Consider the following 19,192-nt stretch of genomic DNA (forward strand, 5'->3'; position numbering starts at 1 on the left):
GCGTTAGATTTTTATCTGAGAGGGCAGTTTATCGGTATATTCATTCGCTCTTTTTACTTTTCGTGAGAGCAGGGTAGAGCTTATCGTCAAAGTTTGGTAATTTGAAAAAGACATTAAGGTTGCTTAGTCATACAAGCTTAAGTTCATTTCTGCGTGCTAGCTTGAAACATTTGTTGGCTTGCTCAATATTTCCTTGGCGTTGGTAAATTGCTCCTAGGATATTATAGCTTTCTATCGAGTAGAAATTGTCTGTATTATAATGCCTAAGGAAAATGGCTAGTGCTTTTTTAGCATATGTCATTGCTTTGTCTAGATCCTCTTGAGCTAAACAAATTCTACTTAAATTGTTGTAATTGATTGCCACATTAAAATGATTTTCGCCCGAAAGTTTAATACTAATTTCGATTGACTTCTCAACCAACTTAGCAGCTTTTTCTAGCTTTCCTTGATCGTAATAGATTTTTGCTCGGTTATTGTAAGCTCCTGCCACATTGAGATTAAATTCTCCATGCCAATCAAGAGTGATTTTAAGCCCTTTCTTGTTAAGCTTAGAGGCTTCCTTTAATTTGCCTTGTGCTAACAAGACTTGTCCTAGATTAAGGTAAGAAACTCCTTCCTTTGCAAGATTTTTATTAGATCTATTAATATTGAGAGCTTTATTGAAGTGTTTAGTAGCTTTTTCTAAATTTCTTTGATGTAGATAGATTCTTCCCAGGTTGTCATAATCAGATGCTAGTTTTGGATGATTTTTGCCAAAAAGCTTATGGTTGATTGCTAGGGCTTTCTTGGCATAATCAGCCGCTAGTTTTGAATTTCCTTGTTTACTGTAGATTATTCCAAGGTTATTGTAAATTGTTGCTGTAGTAGGATGATTTTCACCAAAAAACTTAAGAGCAATATCGAGGGCTTGCTCGGTATATTTAGCTGCTTGTTTTAAATCTCCTTGTTTAATGTAAACTGCTCCCAAATTAATGTAGTTAACTGCCATGGGGGGATGATTTTTACCAAACAGCTTAAGATCAATGGATAGTGCCTTTTTGACATATTTAGCGGCTTTTTCTAAATGGCCTTGTTGTTGATAAATCGTTCCAAGGTTATTATAAAGATTTGCAATTTGTGGATGATTTTTACCAAGAAGTTCAAAATCAATGATTAAAGCTTTATTGAAATAATCAGCCGCAAGCTCTAAATCTCCTTTATATTGATAAATTTGTCCTAAGTTGTTGTAATCTCGAGCTACTGTGAGATGATTTTTACCAAAAAGCTCAAGGTCAATGATAAGTGCCTTAGTGCTAAACTTTATTGCCTTATCTAAATGGTCTTGTTCTTTATAAATTGCTCCCAGATTTCTATAACAAATTGCTAGGGTGGGATAATTTTCACCAAAAAGCTTAAGATTAATGGCAATTGCTCTCATGATATACTCTGCTGCCTTGTCTAAATGACCTTGTTTTTGGTAAATTATTCCTAGATTATTATAGTGGATTGCCATTGTAGGATGATTTTCGCTAAAAAGCTTAAGATCGATAGCGAGCGCTTCCTTGATATATTTAGCTGCCTTACCTAAATTTTCTTGGTCTCGGTAGATTAGTCCTAGGTTGCTATAGTAAATTGCCACATTAGGATGATTATCGCCAAAAAGCTTAAGATCGATAGCGAGCGCTTTGTTGATATACTCCGCCGCTTGCTTTAAATCCCCAAACTCTTTATAAATTGATCCCAGGTTGTTATAATCGCTTGCTACCTTAGGATGGTTTTTACCGAAAAGTTTGAGATTAATGGCAAGTGCTTTGTTGATATACTCTGCTGCCTTGCCTAAGTGACCTTGTTTTTGATAAATTATTCCTAGATTATTATAGCGAATTGCCATTGTAGGATGATTTTCGCCAAAAAGCTTAAGATCGATAGCGAGCGCTTTGTTGATATAATCTGCAGCCTTGTCTAAGTGACCTTGTTCTTGGTAAATCATTCCTAGGCTATTGTAGCGGATTGCCACAGTGAGGTGATTTTCGCCAAAAAGCTTAAGATCGATAGCGAGCGCTTTGTTGATATACTCTGCAGCCTTGTCTAAGTGGCCTTGTTCTTGGTAAATCATCCCTAGGCTATTATAGCGGATTGCCATAGTGGGATGATTTTCGCTAAAAAGCTTAAGGGCGATAGCGAGTGCTTTCTTGGCATACTTTGCAGCCTTGTCTAAGTGACCTTGTTCTTGGTAAATTATTCCAAGAGCATTTAAAACCTCCGAATTGTGTGGATCTTTTTCTTTTGCTAGAATATACCATTTTTCTGCTTTTTTATGTTGAAAAAGCCTTAAAGCTATATCACCTTGTGTCTGGGGGGATTTATCCTCTAAATCTGAACGCTTGAGATTATCTTCATGGCCTGCTAAAAATTCTTGAATAGTTTGATAAAAAGGAATAAAAATGCGATAAATTTTTTCTATTTTTTCTAAGCTTTCATGATCTAAAGCAAAGTGTTGTTTAATAAGTGCAGGTTCATCAAACCCAAAAGGTTTAATTAGTGGATTCATCATCTCTTGTTGAGCTTGATAATAAGAATAGGTCTTAAGGCGCATAAATAGCACTATACTCATCCATTCTTTTAATTTTTCAGATGCATTATCCGTTAAAATTCCTTTCTCGCTTAGCTGATCAATTCTTGTAAAAGTATCGGAAGCTGGAATCTTTTTTAGAAGAGCTAACCGGCTCACAGCGATATGGGGAAAGCGATAAAAATCATTTTTAACTTTAAAAAGCATACCTTGTCTATCTGCATCACCCAGATGTGGATCAAAAGTTTCCATATCAGCTGGCACTAGGTGTTGCTTAGCTAAGTGCTGACGCAGATTACCCTTTCCCTGATAAGAAATTTCAAGCTTTTTTTGTATTTCTTTACTATATTGCTCAGTTAATTCAAGATTACCTAATAAAGGAGTAAAGTTTAAAAGTTCCAACGGAAGATGAGGCTCTTTCTCATGCCACCACTTCCCTTCTTCATCTTTACCAATATATTGAGCCATCTTTTCAGGAGTTTGAATCAGCTCAAATGTCTGTCGATTGCCAAAAGGAGTTTTGCATGCTTTTCCCATTCCCTCATTATCAAAAGCAAAGCCACGGGGTGTAATACAATCAAAAAAATCTATGACCTTTAAGCAAGGAATATTTAAAGCAGGAAGGATGGTTTCTCCTAAATTGATAACCCTCAAATGAATCAAAGTAGTCAGACGCTTAAAGTAATTTCTGTTTTTGGCCGTATCTTCTTGCATAAGAATGCCGAATTCTAGGTCGGAATAAGGGGTCATTTCTTCTCTAGCTAGCGAGCCAAAGCCTAGCATAGCGTAATCACATGGGGCAGAGCCTAAAACCTCTTGTACTTGATTTACAAGTGACTTAAAAAAAAATTTTATCTGTTGGGTAATTTCCTTGTAGAGTTCTCTTACTTGTTTAGATGAAGGAGTTTCTGGTAGAGCTTGAATTTTCTCTTCTATTTCTTTTCTAAATTTTTTTAATGCTTCACGATTGCTTTCAAATTGCTTTATCATTTGTTCAATACATAAAGGCTTTCCTTCACATAGTTTAGTAATTAGGCTTTGAACATTGAAAATTTTTTCCTTAATTTTTTCCTGTTTGCCTTCCGAGGATAGATGTAGGAGATAATTGTAAAAGCCCACTGCTTGTAGAAGCGTGTCAGTTGTTCCTTTGTCCACATAAACATCACCTAGTTTTTCTATATAAAAAGCTTCTCGGATAAAATCTTCTTTTTGAACAGCATGTTTTAAAGCTAAAGTATAAGCTTTTTCTGATAAAGGACTACCTTCAATAAGCCGCTTCCAATCTTTACAAACCAATTGCGCCTGGCATAAATCTGGTAGTCTCAATTCCTGAAAGATCTTTAAAATAATTTCAGTATAGAGAATCCTATTGCATAAGAAATAGGGAGGATTTTCCTCTGTCTTTTCAAAAACAGGAAGTATATAAGAATGAGTATATGAATTAGCGGGAATCATTTGCTTACCACCTTTTATCTAAATTTAGATTTACTTCTTTTAAAGTCTGTGTGTTATATTAAATTTTTTCCTTACCACTCTCTGGTTTTTTTATTAGGTATATGAAAAAAATAAACACTATCTTTTATATAATGCGATTTATTGATTAAGAAAACATTTGAGAAATGTCAAGTGAAATTGCCTGAAGATTTTATTTACCATTTAGTGTTTCCATTGTTTAGTCCCAACTCTATCTGGCTTTTGTTCTCTTAATCTTGATCTATCTATTGTGTTGATACCAGCTTTTACTAAACTCATTATAACGTTTTTCAAAACAGATAGATTTTTAAGAGCCTTGGTCTTTAAGAACTTTTTTTTATCTTCTTTACAAGAAGCTTCTAATTACCAAGGAACCTTATTTTCTATATCCCAGTGTGAACGTATTTCTATCCCATGCTTTTGAGCATTAGCCTTTTCATTAGCAATGTAGTATTTCGCCTCTACTGATGTTTTGCCTCTAATTAACCTGATGCTTTTCATACAGATCAAATTTTTCAGGAATTGACATATTGTCTGTCTCCATTTGTATAAATGATTAGCAGCTGCAAACTCCGCTTCGCTTCGTTCGCAGCTTGGTTTGCTTTTAAAAGTATAATAAAAGTCTACTTTCCTTATTATTTATTTACACAGATTTTTTGACAGACCCAACTATAAATTTCATTTCTTTGCTTCTCTGGATCTTCTAGTTCCTTAAATACAGCAAAAACACTATGCGGCTTATGATTTTTCATTCATCTCTCCTTTGTAGGGACGGGATAAAAATAATTGTACTCTTTGCTGTGTCCAAATTAAATCTTCATGCAATTTCCCTGTATCTAAAATGCTTCTTTAGATACCTAATCCCCGTTTATTAATAAAATTTTGAGTCCTCTCTTAAGCTAAAGCTTTTCCTATAATTTTACCTTTCCTATCTGTTGCATTTAGCCATTTAAAGCTTTGATAGGTCACACGAAAATCCCTTACCAAACGTTATGCGCCAATACAATTAAAGGTAGATGATCTGAAGGGAATTTATCTCGAAGGCTTTCCCCTGTAGATGTACTTAAAGCTTCTTTTTCAGAGGATGGTTCATTTTCCTTCTCCTCAAAATATTTTTTAGGGTTTACATAGCATTTAAAACTAATTTTATCAATAACATCCGTATGAAAGTGTTTATAAAATATATGATCTAGTTGAGCCCCAAAAGTATCAGGGTTTTTTGGTGTATATGAATCAGTGGAGAAACCAATAAATGTGCCTGATGCCTTATTCTCCTCTGTAGTTATTTCCGTATTTTTTAAGTATAAGGGACTTGAAACTTCTTCATATTCAGCTTTTATAAAATCCTCTAGCTCGTCTCTTTTCTCTTCTCCCTTATCATCCGGGAAATTATTATAATCTCCACACACAAATACATGTCCTTTAACTTCTTCTTCCTTTTTTTTACCTTTAACTGCTTGTTCAATCCGCTCTACTGTGTTCTTATTAGCTTGACATCTTTTTTCAAAATCCACGCCATTATGTAAATTAACCACGTAAAGTGGCTCCTTATTAAAGTCAGGCCACATTACTTTCGCTGTATTTACTTGTTGATAAGCTAAAGGATAAAACTTGGCCATTAAAGTCACTCGACCCCATCCATCTCCCCAATCATCAGAAAGTTGGTATGGAGTTTCCTTTGAAGGCCACCATCTAAATACTTTATCAAGAGATAACACTGACATTTTATAAGCAATAACATTAATAAACGAAGCATGAGTAGGATTATTTCTAAAAGAGATAATATCATAATCCTTATTGCCAAGATTATTCCATAAGTCTGCCATAACGCAGACCTTGTCTACGTTGCGAATTTCTTGAAAACATATGATATCAGGAGACTCATCTAAAATTAGTTTAAATATGCGAACTTTTCTGCCCTCCCAGCAAAGAGCAGAATCTCTTGCTACATTATTAGAATTGCAAACATTATATGACATAATCTTGATACTCGATCCGTTAACTTTTTCTTTTTCCTCTTCAACTTTAATTCCACTCGCATCAGGTGTAGAAGAACTATCGTCTAATTTTGAAAAATTGCTGCTAGGACTAGATGCATTCATATAAACTTACCTCTTATGATTAGCGTACAAATAATACAGGGAAATATATACTATAGACTACGGATCATTAAATTTTAAAAGCTTTTTTCTCACAATTTTATTAATTGTATGCTTGTGGCTGCGTACCATCTTTTTATATGTTGGATAGTTATAATAATCGTAAATGGTTACTAGATATGGATGATTCTTTAGATAACAGAAGATATCAAATGTCTGTTATGAGCTGCTTGTATAGCATCTGCAAGGAGATCTAGGATAGATATTACTTGGCGATAAAGGAGTCGGATGTAGTTGGGTAACTTTTTCCTCATTCCTTGTCACATGTAGAGTGGGGGTGCCTAAACACACAGCTTACGTGCAATAGCTAGATTTTTTAAGCTGCTTCGGCAGCATTGCTGGTTATAGGAATTATAGAATCTTTCAAGTAAATATGAAAATGCTTAATCTGCTTTAAAATTTTGGTTTCTGGGCTAGTCAAAAAATTATAAATTTTTGACTTAAATTCCAAAATTCGCCACTATTCAGTCCGTCCAGCTAGAGGCCTAAAATAAGTTAAAGGCTAAGCTGGAAATATTTTTTTATTTTAACTTTTTATTTAAAAATTCTTTTAACTTAAATTAGGTTTAACAATATGTCACTCTCGACTGCAAAATCATCTTCCCCTTTAAGCAGAAGCTTGTATCCTAAGCTTGAAAAAATTCCATCTATATATATAAGGCATAAACCTAATTCTTCCTCTCTCTTATATCCTAACTCAATATCTACCCTTTTCCATGGCTCTTGTATCAGCCAACAATCAATCAGTACATTTAGGCATATTAGAGTTACTAAAGTTAGTACATTAGAAAGTTCTCCTTGCCGACCTATTTATCCTCTAATAATTAAAAAGAGAGCTTTTTATAGCAAAAAGATTAATAGACAATTTAAAATACAGGAAAGAAGAATTGAGGAGATTTTAAAGAAAACTATTGGTGCATATAGGCTGATAAATGTACAAAAAGAAGTAAGTGGGAAAAGTTTAGAAAAAACTAAGGAAATCACCCAAAAAGCGCCTCAAACATCAACAAGTACTGATAAACCTGAAAAATTAAAAAACATGTTTTTATCTGAAATAAATTGGAAAAATATAAAAAATATTGCTTCCGTTACGGGTTTTGGTGCAAGTTGCTTAGCTTTGTACCAATATTACTCTTTCATTACTAAAGAAGAAATGGAGCCAATCGGTCTCCCCAAGGAAATTTTATCTTCTTTAAAAGGCTTAATTCACACCCAATGTCTTGATGGATTAAACGAGGCTCTCAAAGATCAAGAAACTACGATACAGAAAATAGCAATTGTAGGGGAAGTAGGCTCGGGGAAAACTACTTTAGCTAAACAATATGTAGAAGAATATGAAAAAAAGACGAAAGAACAACAGGATAGTATAGGAACTGTATTTTTCGGTGATATGAAAAACATGGAAAATTTCTATTATTCTTATAGAAAATTTGCTGAAAATTTAATAGGTAACATTTCTCTTGACGCTGAGCAATCGGAAGTCATTGCAAAGGTCAATAAAAAAATTGCCCAAAGGCCAAATTGGCTTTTTGTTATTGACAATGTAGATTCGAAAAATTATGAAAAATTGCAAAAATTTTTTCCTAAAAGTTCGAAAGGAAAAATTATTCTTATTACTGAAGAGGAATTAATAGGGATAATACCTTTTAAAATGCAAGCTAATTCTATTAGTGAGGAAGAATCTTTGGAAATATTTCATCTCAATCTCGGGCAAGATCATTGGGCTTTCAAGCAAGCGAATACCTCGAAACGTGAGCTACTACGTCAGCTTTCTTATCTACCTTTAGCTATCAAGCAAGCTGCTATCTATTTTAAATATAAATATGCACAGCAGGCGGAGCCGTTAGATATTTTAGTAGATTCTTATGTTAAGGATATAAAAAAATTTGCACAATACTCGGGAGAAAATCTTTATAGGATGGAAACTAAGCAGCTATTAAAAGCTATATTTTCTTTGAATATACAAGAATGTGAGACAATGAAATGCCCAGAGGGAGATTCATTATCCATAATCCCTTTCTTCAGCCTATATTTCGTCAATCAATCTTTACTTCAGCTATGGTTTAAAAAGAAGGGAAAATCAGAGTTGCGTAGATCTATCTTAGATCAATTTGAGAAATACTCTTTAATCGTTAGAGATAAGCAAAATGGATGGAAAGTCCATCCTTTTTTGCAAGAGGTATTCAGGGAAATAGCAGAGAAAAGAGGGGAATCGCCTCGGCAATTTTTAAAAGATTTTCTAGAACTTCTTAAAAAAGAATATAAATTGGATATGCGTTTTATAGATGAATACAATCCTAAACAAGATCTTTCATATCAAATAGAACCTCTTTTAAAGCTTGCAGAGTTTTATGGATTAAAAGCCGACTTAGAACATTACTTTACCCATCTTTATAACGTTGTAGGTAATTATTATTTGCAATCCAATAATTTTTTTGAGGCTAGGCAAGCATTTAAGAAAAGCTTAGAGATTACCGGAATTAAATTTAAAGAGGTAGCTGCTAAAGAAAATGAAGCTAAAAGAAAAAATATAATAGTTAATGAAATCTGCAACCTTTCTAAAAACCACAAAGAACTTCCTGCCCTTTGCGCTCAAGCTCTTCATTACCTTGGGAGGGCTCATTTGCGTGCAGGAAGCCTGTGTAAAGCAAAGGAATATTTTAACATAGCCCTTGCTATTCAGAAAGAAATATCAATATATCCTAACTTGTACGAAAATCCAAACCCTTTTGATATAATAATTTTCCAAAGGCAGGGAATAGGCTGGGCGCTTTTAGAAGGAGGTCAGGAAGATTTGTTAAAAGCAGAAAATCTTTACTTTGAATTATTTAATAATAAAGAATTTGCTCCTTCTGGAAGGCAACGTGATGAATTTAATGAATGGTATTGCAACCTTCAATTGGGTAAAGTTTATCTTAAGCTAGCACGAATGTCTCCAAAAGTAGATAAAGGGAAATATTATCAAAAGGCTAGAGAGAGACTGGAAACAGGGAATAAGGAGGATGGTTTTGAAGGAGCCCTCAAAATGATACAAAGCGACCATATTAAAGCTGGAGAGATTTACTTTGCTTTAGGTCGACTTTATTCGAATAAAGATTTTAATTTTAACGATCCTCTAACAGCACAAAAATGCTTTAAAAATGCTTTATATTTTTCTAAAACCGATGAAGGAATTTGTGCTAAATCTAAATATTATCTTGCTAAGCTTTATCTAAAAGAAAACCATCTTGATCAAGCGCTTGTAGCAATTACTGAGTCACTTCATTTCTATAATAAACTAGGAAAAGGACTAACGAGGATTCTTCCTAAAGAAGCTGAAAAAGCTAAGCTATTAAAAAATGAGCTTGTAGATAGAATGCTTGAGAATAAGAGCATTGAAAAGCTAATGCGTTTAGCTGCATCTGATGCATAATGAAATGTCAATTGAACCAATAATCTTTATAAAGAAAAACCTAGCCTAGCTTTAATTTACTAAAAAGGCCAGCTTAGAGAAGCTAGGCAAAGCTAAAATGCAGGAGAATAGGTAAAAAGGAATTAGGAAAAGAAAAGGCGCCAACAAACCGCCTGCTTAGCATAGGCAGAGAGAGTATCTATAAGATACTTTCTCTGCCTTTCTTTTTACAAGTTTATACGCTTTTGAGCAACTCTCTATGTAATCATATGCTTAATAAAAAGCTTATTTTTTACTGAGAGAGTCAGCTTGGAAAAAGGCTGATTTCTTTTTTGGTCATGCAGCGGTAGTTTCTTTAAAAGATATTACTTACGTTTACGTTCTTGTTCGGTAAGAAAACGTTTACGCATGCGAATAGCATCAGGGGTAACTTCGATCAGTTCATCGTCTTGGATATAGTCAATTGCTTGCTCGAGAGTAAATCTACGGGCAGGCACTAGAATAACGTTCTCATCACTGCCGGAGGCACGCATATTCGTTAGCTGTTTGCCTTTAGAAACGTTAACCATCAAGTCATTATCGCGACTATTTTCACCGACGATCATGCCCTCATAAATATCATCACCTGGCGAGACAAACATGGTGCCTCGATCTTGCAAGTTGAAAAGCGAGTATCCTGTGGCTTTTCCTGGAGCCATAGAGACTAATACTCCACGGAGACGACCAGGAATTACACCTTTCCATGGGGAAAAGTTTTCAAAGATAGAGGTAAGAATTCCTAAACCACGAGTTTGTGTTAAAAATTCATTACGATAGCCCATTAATCCCCGAGTAGGCATTAAAAATTCCATGCGGGTGATTTTATGCTCATCGGTATCCAAATGCTGCATTTCCCCTTTACGGCGTGATAGCTCTTCGATCACTGTACCTGCATATTCCTCGGGCACTTCAATATGCACACGTTCCATCGGTTCATGCTTTTCACCCTCAATTTCTTTAATCACGACTGTAGGCTTAGAGATACTAAATTCAAAGCTTTCTCGGCGCATTGCTTCAATAAGTACAGCCAAATGCAATTCACCTCTTCCAGCGACAGAAACTTTTTCATCCGTGGCGTCGATACGTAAGGAGATATTTGCTTTTTTCTCTTTTTCTAGGCGCTCGCGGAGTTTGTTCATGGTTACATGCTTACCACTACGACCTACAAAGGGGCTGTTGTTGACCGTAAAGTCAATAGAAACGGTAGGCTCATCCAGTTTGATAGGAGGAAGGTGAACAATTTTACCTGGGTCGGTGAGGGTATCGCCAATCATGATCGAGGGGATCCCGGATAAAATTACAATATCACCTACAGAAGCTTCTTCGAGTTCAATTCTTTCCAGGCCACGAAAGCCTTCTATGCGGGAAATCGTTGATTTTGTCTGCTTGCCAGAGGCATCAATGTGGATGACCTGTTGGCCTTTCTTAAGGGAGCCCTCTAAAATACGTCCAGAAGCTTGGCGGCCTAGGAAGTCATCATAATAGATGGTAGAAACTTGCATAAGAAAGGGGTTCTCAAGGTCCCCTTTAGGGGCAGGAACTGCATCGATAATCAATTCAAAAAGTGGACGCATATCTTCTCGAGGATCATTAACATGTTGGGTAGCAAATCCCGATAGCCCTGAGGCATAGCAATAGCGGAAGTCTAATTGTTCATCAGTGGCCCCTAGCTCATTAAAAAGATCAAAGGTAAGATCTAACACTTTGTCGGGATTGGCATGTGGGCGGTCGATCTTGTTAAGAACAACGATAGGTTTTAGACCCATTTTAAGAGATTTAGATAACACGAAACGCGTTTGTGGCATAGGGCCTTCTTGCGCATCGACTAGTAGTAATACCGAGTTAACCATCCCAAGAATTCGTTCCACTTCCCCAGAAAAATCTGCGTGTCCAGGGGTGTCGATAATATTAATTTTGAAATCTTCAAATTGAACGGCAGTGTGTTTAGCAAAGATTGTAATTCCCCGCTCTTTCTCTTGATCATAGGAATCCATGATACGTTCTGGTACTTGTTGATTATCTCGGAAAATATTGGACTGCTTAAGTAAGGCATCCAATAGAGTGGTTTTTCCATGGTCGATGTGAGCGATAATGGCTATATTACGAATCTTATTCTTTGATGGCATCATAAAGGTATACTTTTGTGAATTATTAATATGAAACTTATTAATGCTAACATGCTTTAAGTATAGATTTCAATGCTTAAAGTATTTTTTGCAAAACTAGTGAGCGTTTTATGTTGTTTAAATTACTATCTAGCCTTTAAACTGAATAACCCTAAAGCTAATAACTTCTCTCGGAGATTCGATGTGGAGGCGTCTTGGAAGCTACAATTCATAATAAAAAAGAAGATAATGACGAAGAACATGGCTATACATTTAGCTTATTAGACTCAAAAAGAAGCCATCTCGATGATGTATTAAATGAAAAGCTTGAAGATGCTTTTCATCAGCATACCTCTGATATTGTTTTGCATGATGTAGCTAAAATTGCTAGTCAGCATGATCCCATTGATATGGCCCATGCCGTAACCCGTTTGCCTCCTCAGGCGCGTGTAATTGTCTATGAAAATCTTCCGGATTTGAATGCCAAGATCATCTTCATGATCAATACGAGCAGCTCTACACGCTCTGCCATCTTTCGGCAGATTGATGATAGCGAAATCAAAAGTTTGATAGAAAAGATGCCTCCTGACGAAGCAGTCTGGATCTTAGACGATATGTCTGATCGAAGAATGAGAAGAGTCTTTGATCTTTTAGAACCCAAAAAAGCGCAACGCATTAAAGAGCTTCAAAAGCATGACCGACATAGTGCAGGTCGCTTAATGACAGACGAGTTTTTTGCTTTCCATATGAATACCACTATAGGGGAAGTGTCCGCTTATATTCGTGATAATCCCGGGATAGAGTTGACACGCCGAATTTTTGTTTTGAATGATGAGGGCCAGCTGGTGGCTTATGTACCGGGTCGAAATCTTATTGTAAATCCTCATTATCTGCCTTTGCGCCAGATCATGCGTCCAATTTTGCAGAAAGTCACTGTAGATGTTTCGCGTGATGAAGTGGTAGATGTCGTCGAGCGCTATAAAATTCCTGCCTTGCCTGTGGTGGATGAAAATGAGCATTTAAGAGGGGTGATTACTTATGAAAGTGTAGTAGAAGCGATGGAAGATATCGCTGATGAAACGATTGCTAATATTGCTGGTACGGCCGAAGATTATAGTGAATATGAACCTATTTTAAAAAGGTTTCTAGGAAGAGCTCCTTGGCTGATGGTGACCCTATGTGCAGGTCTAGTCTCTACCGGGGTCATGTCTCACTTTTATGATCGTTCTTGGTTTGCTTTGCTACCTTTTTTTGTGCCTCTTATTACGGGTATGTCGGGAAATGTAGGAATTCAGTGTAGCACGATCCTCGTAAGGGGTTTGTCAACAGGGGATATTTCTCCTGGGTATAAAGGTGAAGCTATTAGCCGCGAGCTTGCTATCGGCTTACTGATTGGATTAGTATTTGGTTTAATTTGTGGAACTGTAGTCTATCTGCTTAATTATTTTGGCGTGCACCATCTTCAAGCTGATCCTTTATCGTTAGGGATTACAGTCTCCTGTGGGGTGTTTGGAGCCTGCTTAGCGGCCACAATGCTAGGATCTTTTTCGCCCTTCTTCTTTGTGCGGTTTGGCATCGATCCTGCCGTTGCTTCAGGACCTATCGTCACAGCTTTCAATGATGTGTTATCCACTTTAATCTTTTTTCTCTTTGCTCGCTTAGTGTATGCTTTCATTACTTAAAGGAAAAACAAACTTTGATAAGTGGTCACAGCTTCTAAATTTACAAACTTAAAGATGCCTTAGGGAAGAAAAATTATGCCTAAAATTGAAGGAAAAGATGTGAAAGAGTATTTTACTTTGCTTAGCATCAATTTAATAGTAAAGGTAAAAAATCTTCGAGAATATTCAAAGGTCATCTATCGCTATTATCGCAAGCTTTCCTACGCTTTGGTGGATAGCTCACTTCTTCTTATGTATCTTTTTGATAATCCCTTTACAGTCAGCCGTCGCTATTTTTCTTGCCGTTCAGATAGCGAGGAATACATTTATGGAGAAACTCCTCTAACCACCTTGGAAAAAATTTCTAAAGAAGCGCGTATTCATTCCCAGGATCTTGTCATTGAATTAGGGTGTGGGCGTGGCCGTACCTGCTTTTGGCTACAAAAGTTTACAGGGTGCCGTGTGGTAGGTTTAGATATGGTTCCTGATTTCATTCTTCGCGCTAAGCGTATTCAGCATAAATTAAAAATTACCCGTTTAGAATTTAAGCAAGAAGATTTTTTATTAGCAGATCTCACTAAAGCTTCTGTCATCTATCTATATGGTACTTGCTTAGAGGATCAAACCATCAAAAGGTTAATTGAGCAGCTAAAACAGCTAGCCTCAGGCACACGCATTATCACGGTCAGCTATCCTTTAACTGACTATACCGAGGAGCCTATCTTCGAAATTATGAAACGTTTTTCAGCACCTTTTACCTGGGGTAAGGCGGACGTTTATATTCAAATTAAGAAATAGCTGGCAATAAGTAAAGAAAGAATAGCAAAAAACTCCTCTTTGGCGTACATGAAAGCTATTTAAATTGCTAATTCATTAAAGAAGCTAGCCAAAATTTTCCCTCTCTATATTCTTTTGCCGCGTATATAATCCTTTAAAGGTTATCCGAAGGTGTTTTTTAACACTAAGCTTTTAGGGTAGAGGATCTGATACTTTTTTTCTCCCCTTCTGTTTGATAATTTGTAAGGCAGGCTTAATCAAACAGAAAAGCGGAGAAAAAAACTTAAGAAGATCAATAGGTAAAAAAAATTATAGAGACCTATTGGGATTCATGTTTTGCCAATGATAATGATCAATTTGGAAAGTTAGCATCAGTATAAGCAGGCGATAATCGATAGCCTGTTCGCGGAACAAAGTAGGATCTAGAATCTCCACCGTCCAATCATCTTTTAAGCTAAAAAAATGCCTCCATAGGTAGGCAAACACTTGATGGGTAGCAGGGTCGATAACTGTATATTTAGTGCCGCAAAGATTGATTTTTGCTGTAGCCGCATGATAGCCATCTGCCCGATATAGCTCGAAAATAGGGAAAAAGTGAACAATTTTTTCCTCTACTTTTCCTAATAATTGTTCGTCCCCATCATAAATGTCAAGACTGGCTCCCCAATTGAAAAAACTCATATAAGCTTTTGCTTGTAATTTATCATGGACATCATAAAACAAATAATGAGAAGCTCCTTCTTTCATATGTTTGCGGTGCACAACCCCCATCGGCTGATCTTTTGAGAGAATATCGAAGGTATGGGTAAGAGAAATCCAATGTTGTCTAATATAAAACTGCGAAGGAATGTCTTCAGCTTGAATGGTTAGCTTGCTAAAAGCTACAAAGAGAAATAGAAGGGTGATTAGCTTTTTTAGCATGTGGCCTCCTTAGATAGAATGGTAAATAGCAAATGAGCTACCGACCATTTAAGTTTATTTCTTTTTAAAAGTCGATGAATTTTAATTGTTGTAGAGGGAGGCTCTAAAATTTAATGGGGGGTAGAAAAAATTAATTAGAAACTGTCTATGCAGGTCGTTAAGCTTGCTGTTTGCATTAAAATAATAGTTAGGGTGGTAGGCTTTTAGGTTGTTTTATAATCAAAAGTCACTTTATAATCAGTTTTTCGAAAAGCGTTTATAGGATCAAGTAGGGAGCGAGTGCATGAAATTTATTTTATATTTTATTTTCTTTGGTTTATTGTTTTACGTCATCGCTTTATACTTTCCTGAAGCATTCCAAACATTAGTTTCTTGGGCCGATAAAGTTTTTGCTTTTCTTCAAAATTTATTCATAGCAGCTATAGACAAAGTAAATTTAATGATGTCCACTCCTCCTGCCATTCCTGAACAACCTGTTCATTTGGAGGCTCCTCAAGAGCTAGCTTGCCTATGGAATTACCCTTCCCCCTCTAACTTATAAGCCTTTTGATTAATAATTCTATGGATTTATTCACGCCATATTGAAGGATTAGCTATTAATGAAGAGTGCCCTCTACGTAAGAGAATCTTAAAATATCCCTGATAATTACGTTCTTTGCTCCCGATGAGTTCATCATAACCTTTGAACCCCCGATTTTCTACTATTTTAACGGAAAGGTTATCTCTACAGGTAGCTGTAGAATCAGGGCTTTTCCTGAGTAGCCTCATCTTGAAGCTTCTTCTTAAATAAGGAGTAATTTTCTCAAACGAAGGGATAGATTTTCTCTAGTAAATAAATTGTAAATGCTTACCAAGGAAGAAAGCCTTGGGGTAAAGGATAGTGCCTTTGACAATCTTTCCTTAATGCTATAATAATTGCTTGCCATCGTGTGTTTTTTTATACCTAAAAGGATTGCCTCCTTTGCTGTAAGCTACTTCATCGCGAGCTTTTATAGTTTTCTATTCAAAACTTAATGAATGACTAGAGCTGCTATCTCTCGTACTTACCCCTCTTTTTCTTCTCTGGCTATCTTAAATAATTTGTTTCATACCAATTTTTTAGATGCATGATAAAACAGCTTGGTAAGATAAAATAAGGGGAAGGTAAGGTAGCCTTTTAAGCATATTATTGAGGGCGCCAAAACACGCTGTATGCTAGCCCTTAAATTCAAATTAGCATTTCTAACAGAACATAAAGTTTTCTAAAGCTATAGAGGTGCTAGTCAAAACAAACAAGGCTTTATTTCCTAAAAGAAAAGGTAAAATGGGTCGATTGGCTAACTAAAGCATTCAAACTTACATCTCTGCATGTAATCAATTGCTCCTGCGTGTGCCTATCTCTCTATATAATTTTAAAATGCATCTCGCTTTTGAAGATTTCCTCCAGAAGCATGGCAAGTAGGCCCTGGTTGAAAGCATGGAGCTAGTGTGAATTTTCCATACCGCGCCCTTTCAATACTTGCATATAGTTTTCTACCATTATAAGGAGTAAATATTCCATATATGGCCGCTAATTCCAGGCCAACCAAAGCAACAGGGGTCATTACAACTCTTAATAAATCTTGCCCAGCATCTTTCAATCTTCCTGGAAAGGAATAGGAGTTTTCTGCTTGTTTGCCTGTCCAGAAGTGGAAAAAGAAGCTAATTTCGCAACTCGATAAGCTGTATTTACTAAAGAGGCAAGCGAATGAACGATAAGGCGTACCCAGAATTAGTAGAAAACATTTAAATCTAACAGAATTTTTAGGCTCATTCCAATATTTTTGGCCTGTACTTGCATCAATTAAATATTTTGGACCCCCATCCCTCCATTGTACGCTGTTAAAAGCTGGTTTCCAACTATTGATTAATTGAAAATTTGCTAAAGTTACGCTAGCCATTTATTATTCTCTTGTTACTTAATAGTTAACTTATTGTTGTATAAATGATATAATAGTTAAACTTATTAATAAATGATTTTTTATATACGATACATTTGTTTCTTTTAAATAGATAAAAAAATAGTGGCCTACCTTAAGGCGTTGTTGCGTAAGCGGTCAAGGGGGATAAAAATGCTTAAAATCTTGATGCTCAGAAGATAATGTAGATCAGGAAATGCAGTAAATAGGAAAAAGAGCTATTTACAAGCATTTTTGGCTTTGCAGAGGCCCGCAGAATCGCATCTGAAGCTCGGCTTGCCCTGTGGCCGCTTACATTGTTGCTTAAATGGCATCTTATGCATAGTACCTCATGCCCTTTGTATCCCATCTCATCGAATTTAAAAAAGCATTAAAGGAAAAAACTTTATAAAATGCTCTTATAGATTTAAATTTCTCAACGGTTAATTACAAATGAAGCATTTTTGCTCATACGTTAACAGAATAAAATGTAAGGGAGTGGCTCCTTGTTTACTGTTTACTTAAAAAACCTCTAAAGATTATTCATTACACTCATGGCTTATAAAGCTTTACACAGAAGGCTTAAGGGATCAATTCATTAAGATTTTTTTAAATTTAATCGATGAAACAATAACATGTGCTTATGATTTCTGAAAGCCCTCTGCTTAGCTTAATCGCCCAAAAAAATTGATGAGTTAACTTGCAAGCTTACAGTAGGATGTGAAGTGGCATTAAGTTGTCCTCCTTTTCAATCACTCCCTTTGATATAGGCTAATCTTTTGCCTGAGCTATACTTAGCGTCTTTCTTGCAAGTATCTGCGTTACAATATTATAGACGGTTAAAAGCATAAGAAAAGGATAACATACCTTTAAAATAGGGATTAGAAAAGCAGAAATGCCTGCGAATTGCAGATTGGCTACAATGAATGTAGCAAGAAGGGTACCTATTAATGCTGTTTTGTAGCTAATTCTGTTCTGAAAAACTGTATGGCTAATAAAGTCTGCAAATGCATTCGAGAGAGCAATGGCGGTAGTTAGGCAAGCCAACGCAATGGTTGAGCATACCCAAATGCCTGCCGAAGGGCCTATTATCTTCATCGTAATGACTCCCAATAGCTGCTCGACGCTTTCTACTTTTAGTGTGGCGCTATGAAAAGAGGCAATATAACTAAAGCCTATATAAGTAATGGCTAAGAGAAAAGCACCTAGCGTACAAGATTTTAAGCCAATTTTCACTAGATTTTCTTGAGGATAAAAGGTAAGTGTGTTTTTTAAGGAATTAAAAATGATGGAAGAAAAGAACAAAGCTGCAAGCAAATCCATGGTATTATAACCTTCTTTTAGCCCTTCTAAAAACACTGTTAAAGAGTGCTGCTTTTGAGGGGATAAGGAAGACATTTCAGCAGTTAGCAGCCCTTTAATGATAATATAAGCTAAAGACCCTAATAATAGAGGCGTTAAAACCCATCCTAACCATTCCATGATATATCTTTTTTGATAAGTAAAGAAAAAGATAAGCCCACAGGCAAGCGCGTTAAATGCTACAGGAGAGAAATCTCCTACAGACATTTTTATTGTAGAGGAGGCTAGAGCAATGCAACGGGGCAGTGAACCTAAAGGTCCTAATAAGGTAATGATAAACAAAGCTATTAAAAACCCTGGAAACTTTCCTAAAACTGCAAAATAACGTTTATGATCTCCCTCGAAAAGGAGCATGGCGAATAATCCCCCAAAAGGTACAAGCACAGCCGTGATTAGTAAACCTAAAATAGCGAAAAATGTTTTGTCTTGAGCATAATGGCCGATAGCAAGCGGAAAGATCACATTGCCTGCGCCGAAAAACATGGAAAACATCGCAAGGCCTGTCGCTATAGTTTTAAGATGAAGAGATATTCTCACCGTTTTAGCTCCCTATAAAATGGTCCCTCTATGAAAAAATTAAAGGGATATGATTTTTTATTATTTTTTTCGATCGACAATAAAGATAGATAAGAAAAGTTAGATGTGCGCGCAGCGCACCGCTGAGACACTCGATAAAAATAGTTCAGTAGAAACCAAACAAGATAAGATAAGATTTTTCATAAAAGCAAGGATAGTTGTTAATAAGCTATTAAGTCAAGCAATATTTATGTTCTTTCATTATCTTTGTTTTTCTAAAGTGTTGCTGTTTAAAGGATCGTATAAAAGAGGAGTAAAATA

General features: G+C 36.0%; 10 protein-coding genes. 4 read left to right on the forward strand and 6 right to left on the reverse strand.

The window, feature by feature from the left end; all coding sequences use genetic code 11:
* Positions 1-127: 127 nt before the first annotated feature.
* Both NEOC84_RS03885 and NEOC84_RS03890 read right to left on the reverse strand, forming a co-directional pair.
* Positions 128-4,006 (reverse strand): tetratricopeptide repeat protein, encoded by a 3,879-nt coding sequence (locus tag NEOC84_RS03885; RefSeq protein ID WP_166155473.1) that lies wholly within the window; start codon positions 4,004-4,006, stop codon positions 128-130.
* A gap of 998 nt (positions 4,007-5,004) precedes the next feature.
* Positions 5,005-6,126: an endonuclease/exonuclease/phosphatase family protein gene (locus NEOC84_RS03890; RefSeq protein WP_166155475.1), complete on the reverse strand. Its 1,122-nt coding sequence runs from the start codon at positions 6,124-6,126 to the stop codon at positions 5,005-5,007.
* Positions 6,127-6,757: 631 nt separating this feature from the next.
* Here NEOC84_RS03890 and NEOC84_RS03895 point away from each other — a divergent pair.
* Positions 6,758-9,595, forward strand: coding sequence for an AAA family ATPase (locus NEOC84_RS03895; protein WP_166155477.1), 2,838 nt, complete (start codon positions 6,758-6,760; stop codon positions 9,593-9,595).
* Positions 9,596-9,939: 344 nt separating this feature from the next.
* On the opposite strand, the gene typA is transcribed toward NEOC84_RS03895, so the two are convergent.
* Positions 9,940-11,739, reverse strand: coding sequence for a translational GTPase TypA (gene typA, locus NEOC84_RS03900; RefSeq protein ID WP_166155547.1), 1,800 nt, complete (start codon positions 11,737-11,739; stop codon positions 9,940-9,942).
* 206 nt (positions 11,740-11,945) lie between these two features.
* Here typA and NEOC84_RS03905 point away from each other — a divergent pair, with 206 nt between their 5' ends.
* Both NEOC84_RS03905 and NEOC84_RS03910 read left to right on the forward strand, forming a co-directional pair.
* Positions 11,946-13,400: a magnesium transporter gene (locus tag NEOC84_RS03905; RefSeq protein ID WP_166155550.1), complete on the forward strand. Its 1,455-nt coding sequence runs from the start codon at positions 11,946-11,948 to the stop codon at positions 13,398-13,400.
* 75 nt (positions 13,401-13,475) lie between these two features.
* Positions 13,476-14,177, forward strand: coding sequence for a class I SAM-dependent methyltransferase (locus NEOC84_RS03910; RefSeq protein ID WP_166155479.1), 702 nt, complete (start codon positions 13,476-13,478; stop codon positions 14,175-14,177).
* Positions 14,178-14,465: 288 nt separating this feature from the next.
* Here NEOC84_RS03910 and NEOC84_RS03915 read toward each other — a convergent pair whose 3' ends face one another.
* The gene (locus NEOC84_RS03915; protein WP_166155481.1) at positions 14,466-15,077 is read right to left on the reverse strand and encodes a hypothetical protein; all 612 of its coding nucleotides are present in this window, start codon (positions 15,075-15,077) and stop codon (positions 14,466-14,468) included.
* A gap of 283 nt (positions 15,078-15,360) precedes the next feature.
* On the opposite strand from NEOC84_RS03915, the gene NEOC84_RS03920 reads away from it, so the two are divergent.
* Positions 15,361-15,618, forward strand: a complete 258-nt coding sequence (locus NEOC84_RS03920; protein WP_166155483.1) for a hypothetical protein — start codon at positions 15,361-15,363, stop codon at positions 15,616-15,618.
* Positions 15,619-16,468: 850 nt separating this feature from the next.
* Here NEOC84_RS03920 and NEOC84_RS03925 read toward each other — a convergent pair.
* The gene (locus NEOC84_RS03925) at positions 16,469-16,996 is read right to left on the reverse strand and encodes a hypothetical protein (RefSeq protein WP_166155485.1); all 528 of its coding nucleotides are present in this window, start codon (positions 16,994-16,996) and stop codon (positions 16,469-16,471) included.
* Between the two features lie 768 nt (positions 16,997-17,764).
* The gene (locus NEOC84_RS03930; protein WP_166155487.1) at positions 17,765-18,892 is read right to left on the reverse strand and encodes a branched-chain amino acid transport system II carrier protein; all 1,128 of its coding nucleotides are present in this window, start codon (positions 18,890-18,892) and stop codon (positions 17,765-17,767) included.
* Positions 18,893-19,192 lie beyond the last annotated feature (300 nt).

It is taken from the genome of Neochlamydia sp. AcF84, assembly GCF_011087585.1.
In the GTDB taxonomy this organism is placed as follows: domain Bacteria; phylum Chlamydiota; class Chlamydiia; order Chlamydiales; family Parachlamydiaceae; genus Neochlamydia.

Coding starts and splice junctions, on each gene's coding strand:
- typA (WP_166155547.1), bottom strand. CDS start 11,739: ATGCCATCAAAGAATAAGATTCGTAATATAGCCATTATCGCTCACATC.
- NEOC84_RS03910 (WP_166155479.1), top strand. CDS start 13,476: ATGCCTAAAATTGAAGGAAAAGATGTGAAAGAGTATTTTACTTTGCTT.
- NEOC84_RS03885 (WP_166155473.1), bottom strand. CDS start 4,006: ATGATTCCCGCTAATTCATATACTCATTCTTATATACTTCCTGTTTTT.
- NEOC84_RS03925 (WP_166155485.1), bottom strand. CDS start 16,996: ATGGCTAGCGTAACTTTAGCAAATTTTCAATTAATCAATAGTTGGAAA.
- NEOC84_RS03915 (WP_166155481.1), bottom strand. CDS start 15,077: ATGCTAAAAAAGCTAATCACCCTTCTATTTCTCTTTGTAGCTTTTAGC.
- NEOC84_RS03890 (WP_166155475.1), bottom strand. CDS start 6,126: ATGAATGCATCTAGTCCTAGCAGCAATTTTTCAAAATTAGACGATAGT.
- NEOC84_RS03895 (WP_166155477.1), top strand. CDS start 6,758: ATGTCACTCTCGACTGCAAAATCATCTTCCCCTTTAAGCAGAAGCTTG.
- NEOC84_RS03920 (WP_166155483.1), top strand. CDS start 15,361: ATGAAATTTATTTTATATTTTATTTTCTTTGGTTTATTGTTTTACGTC.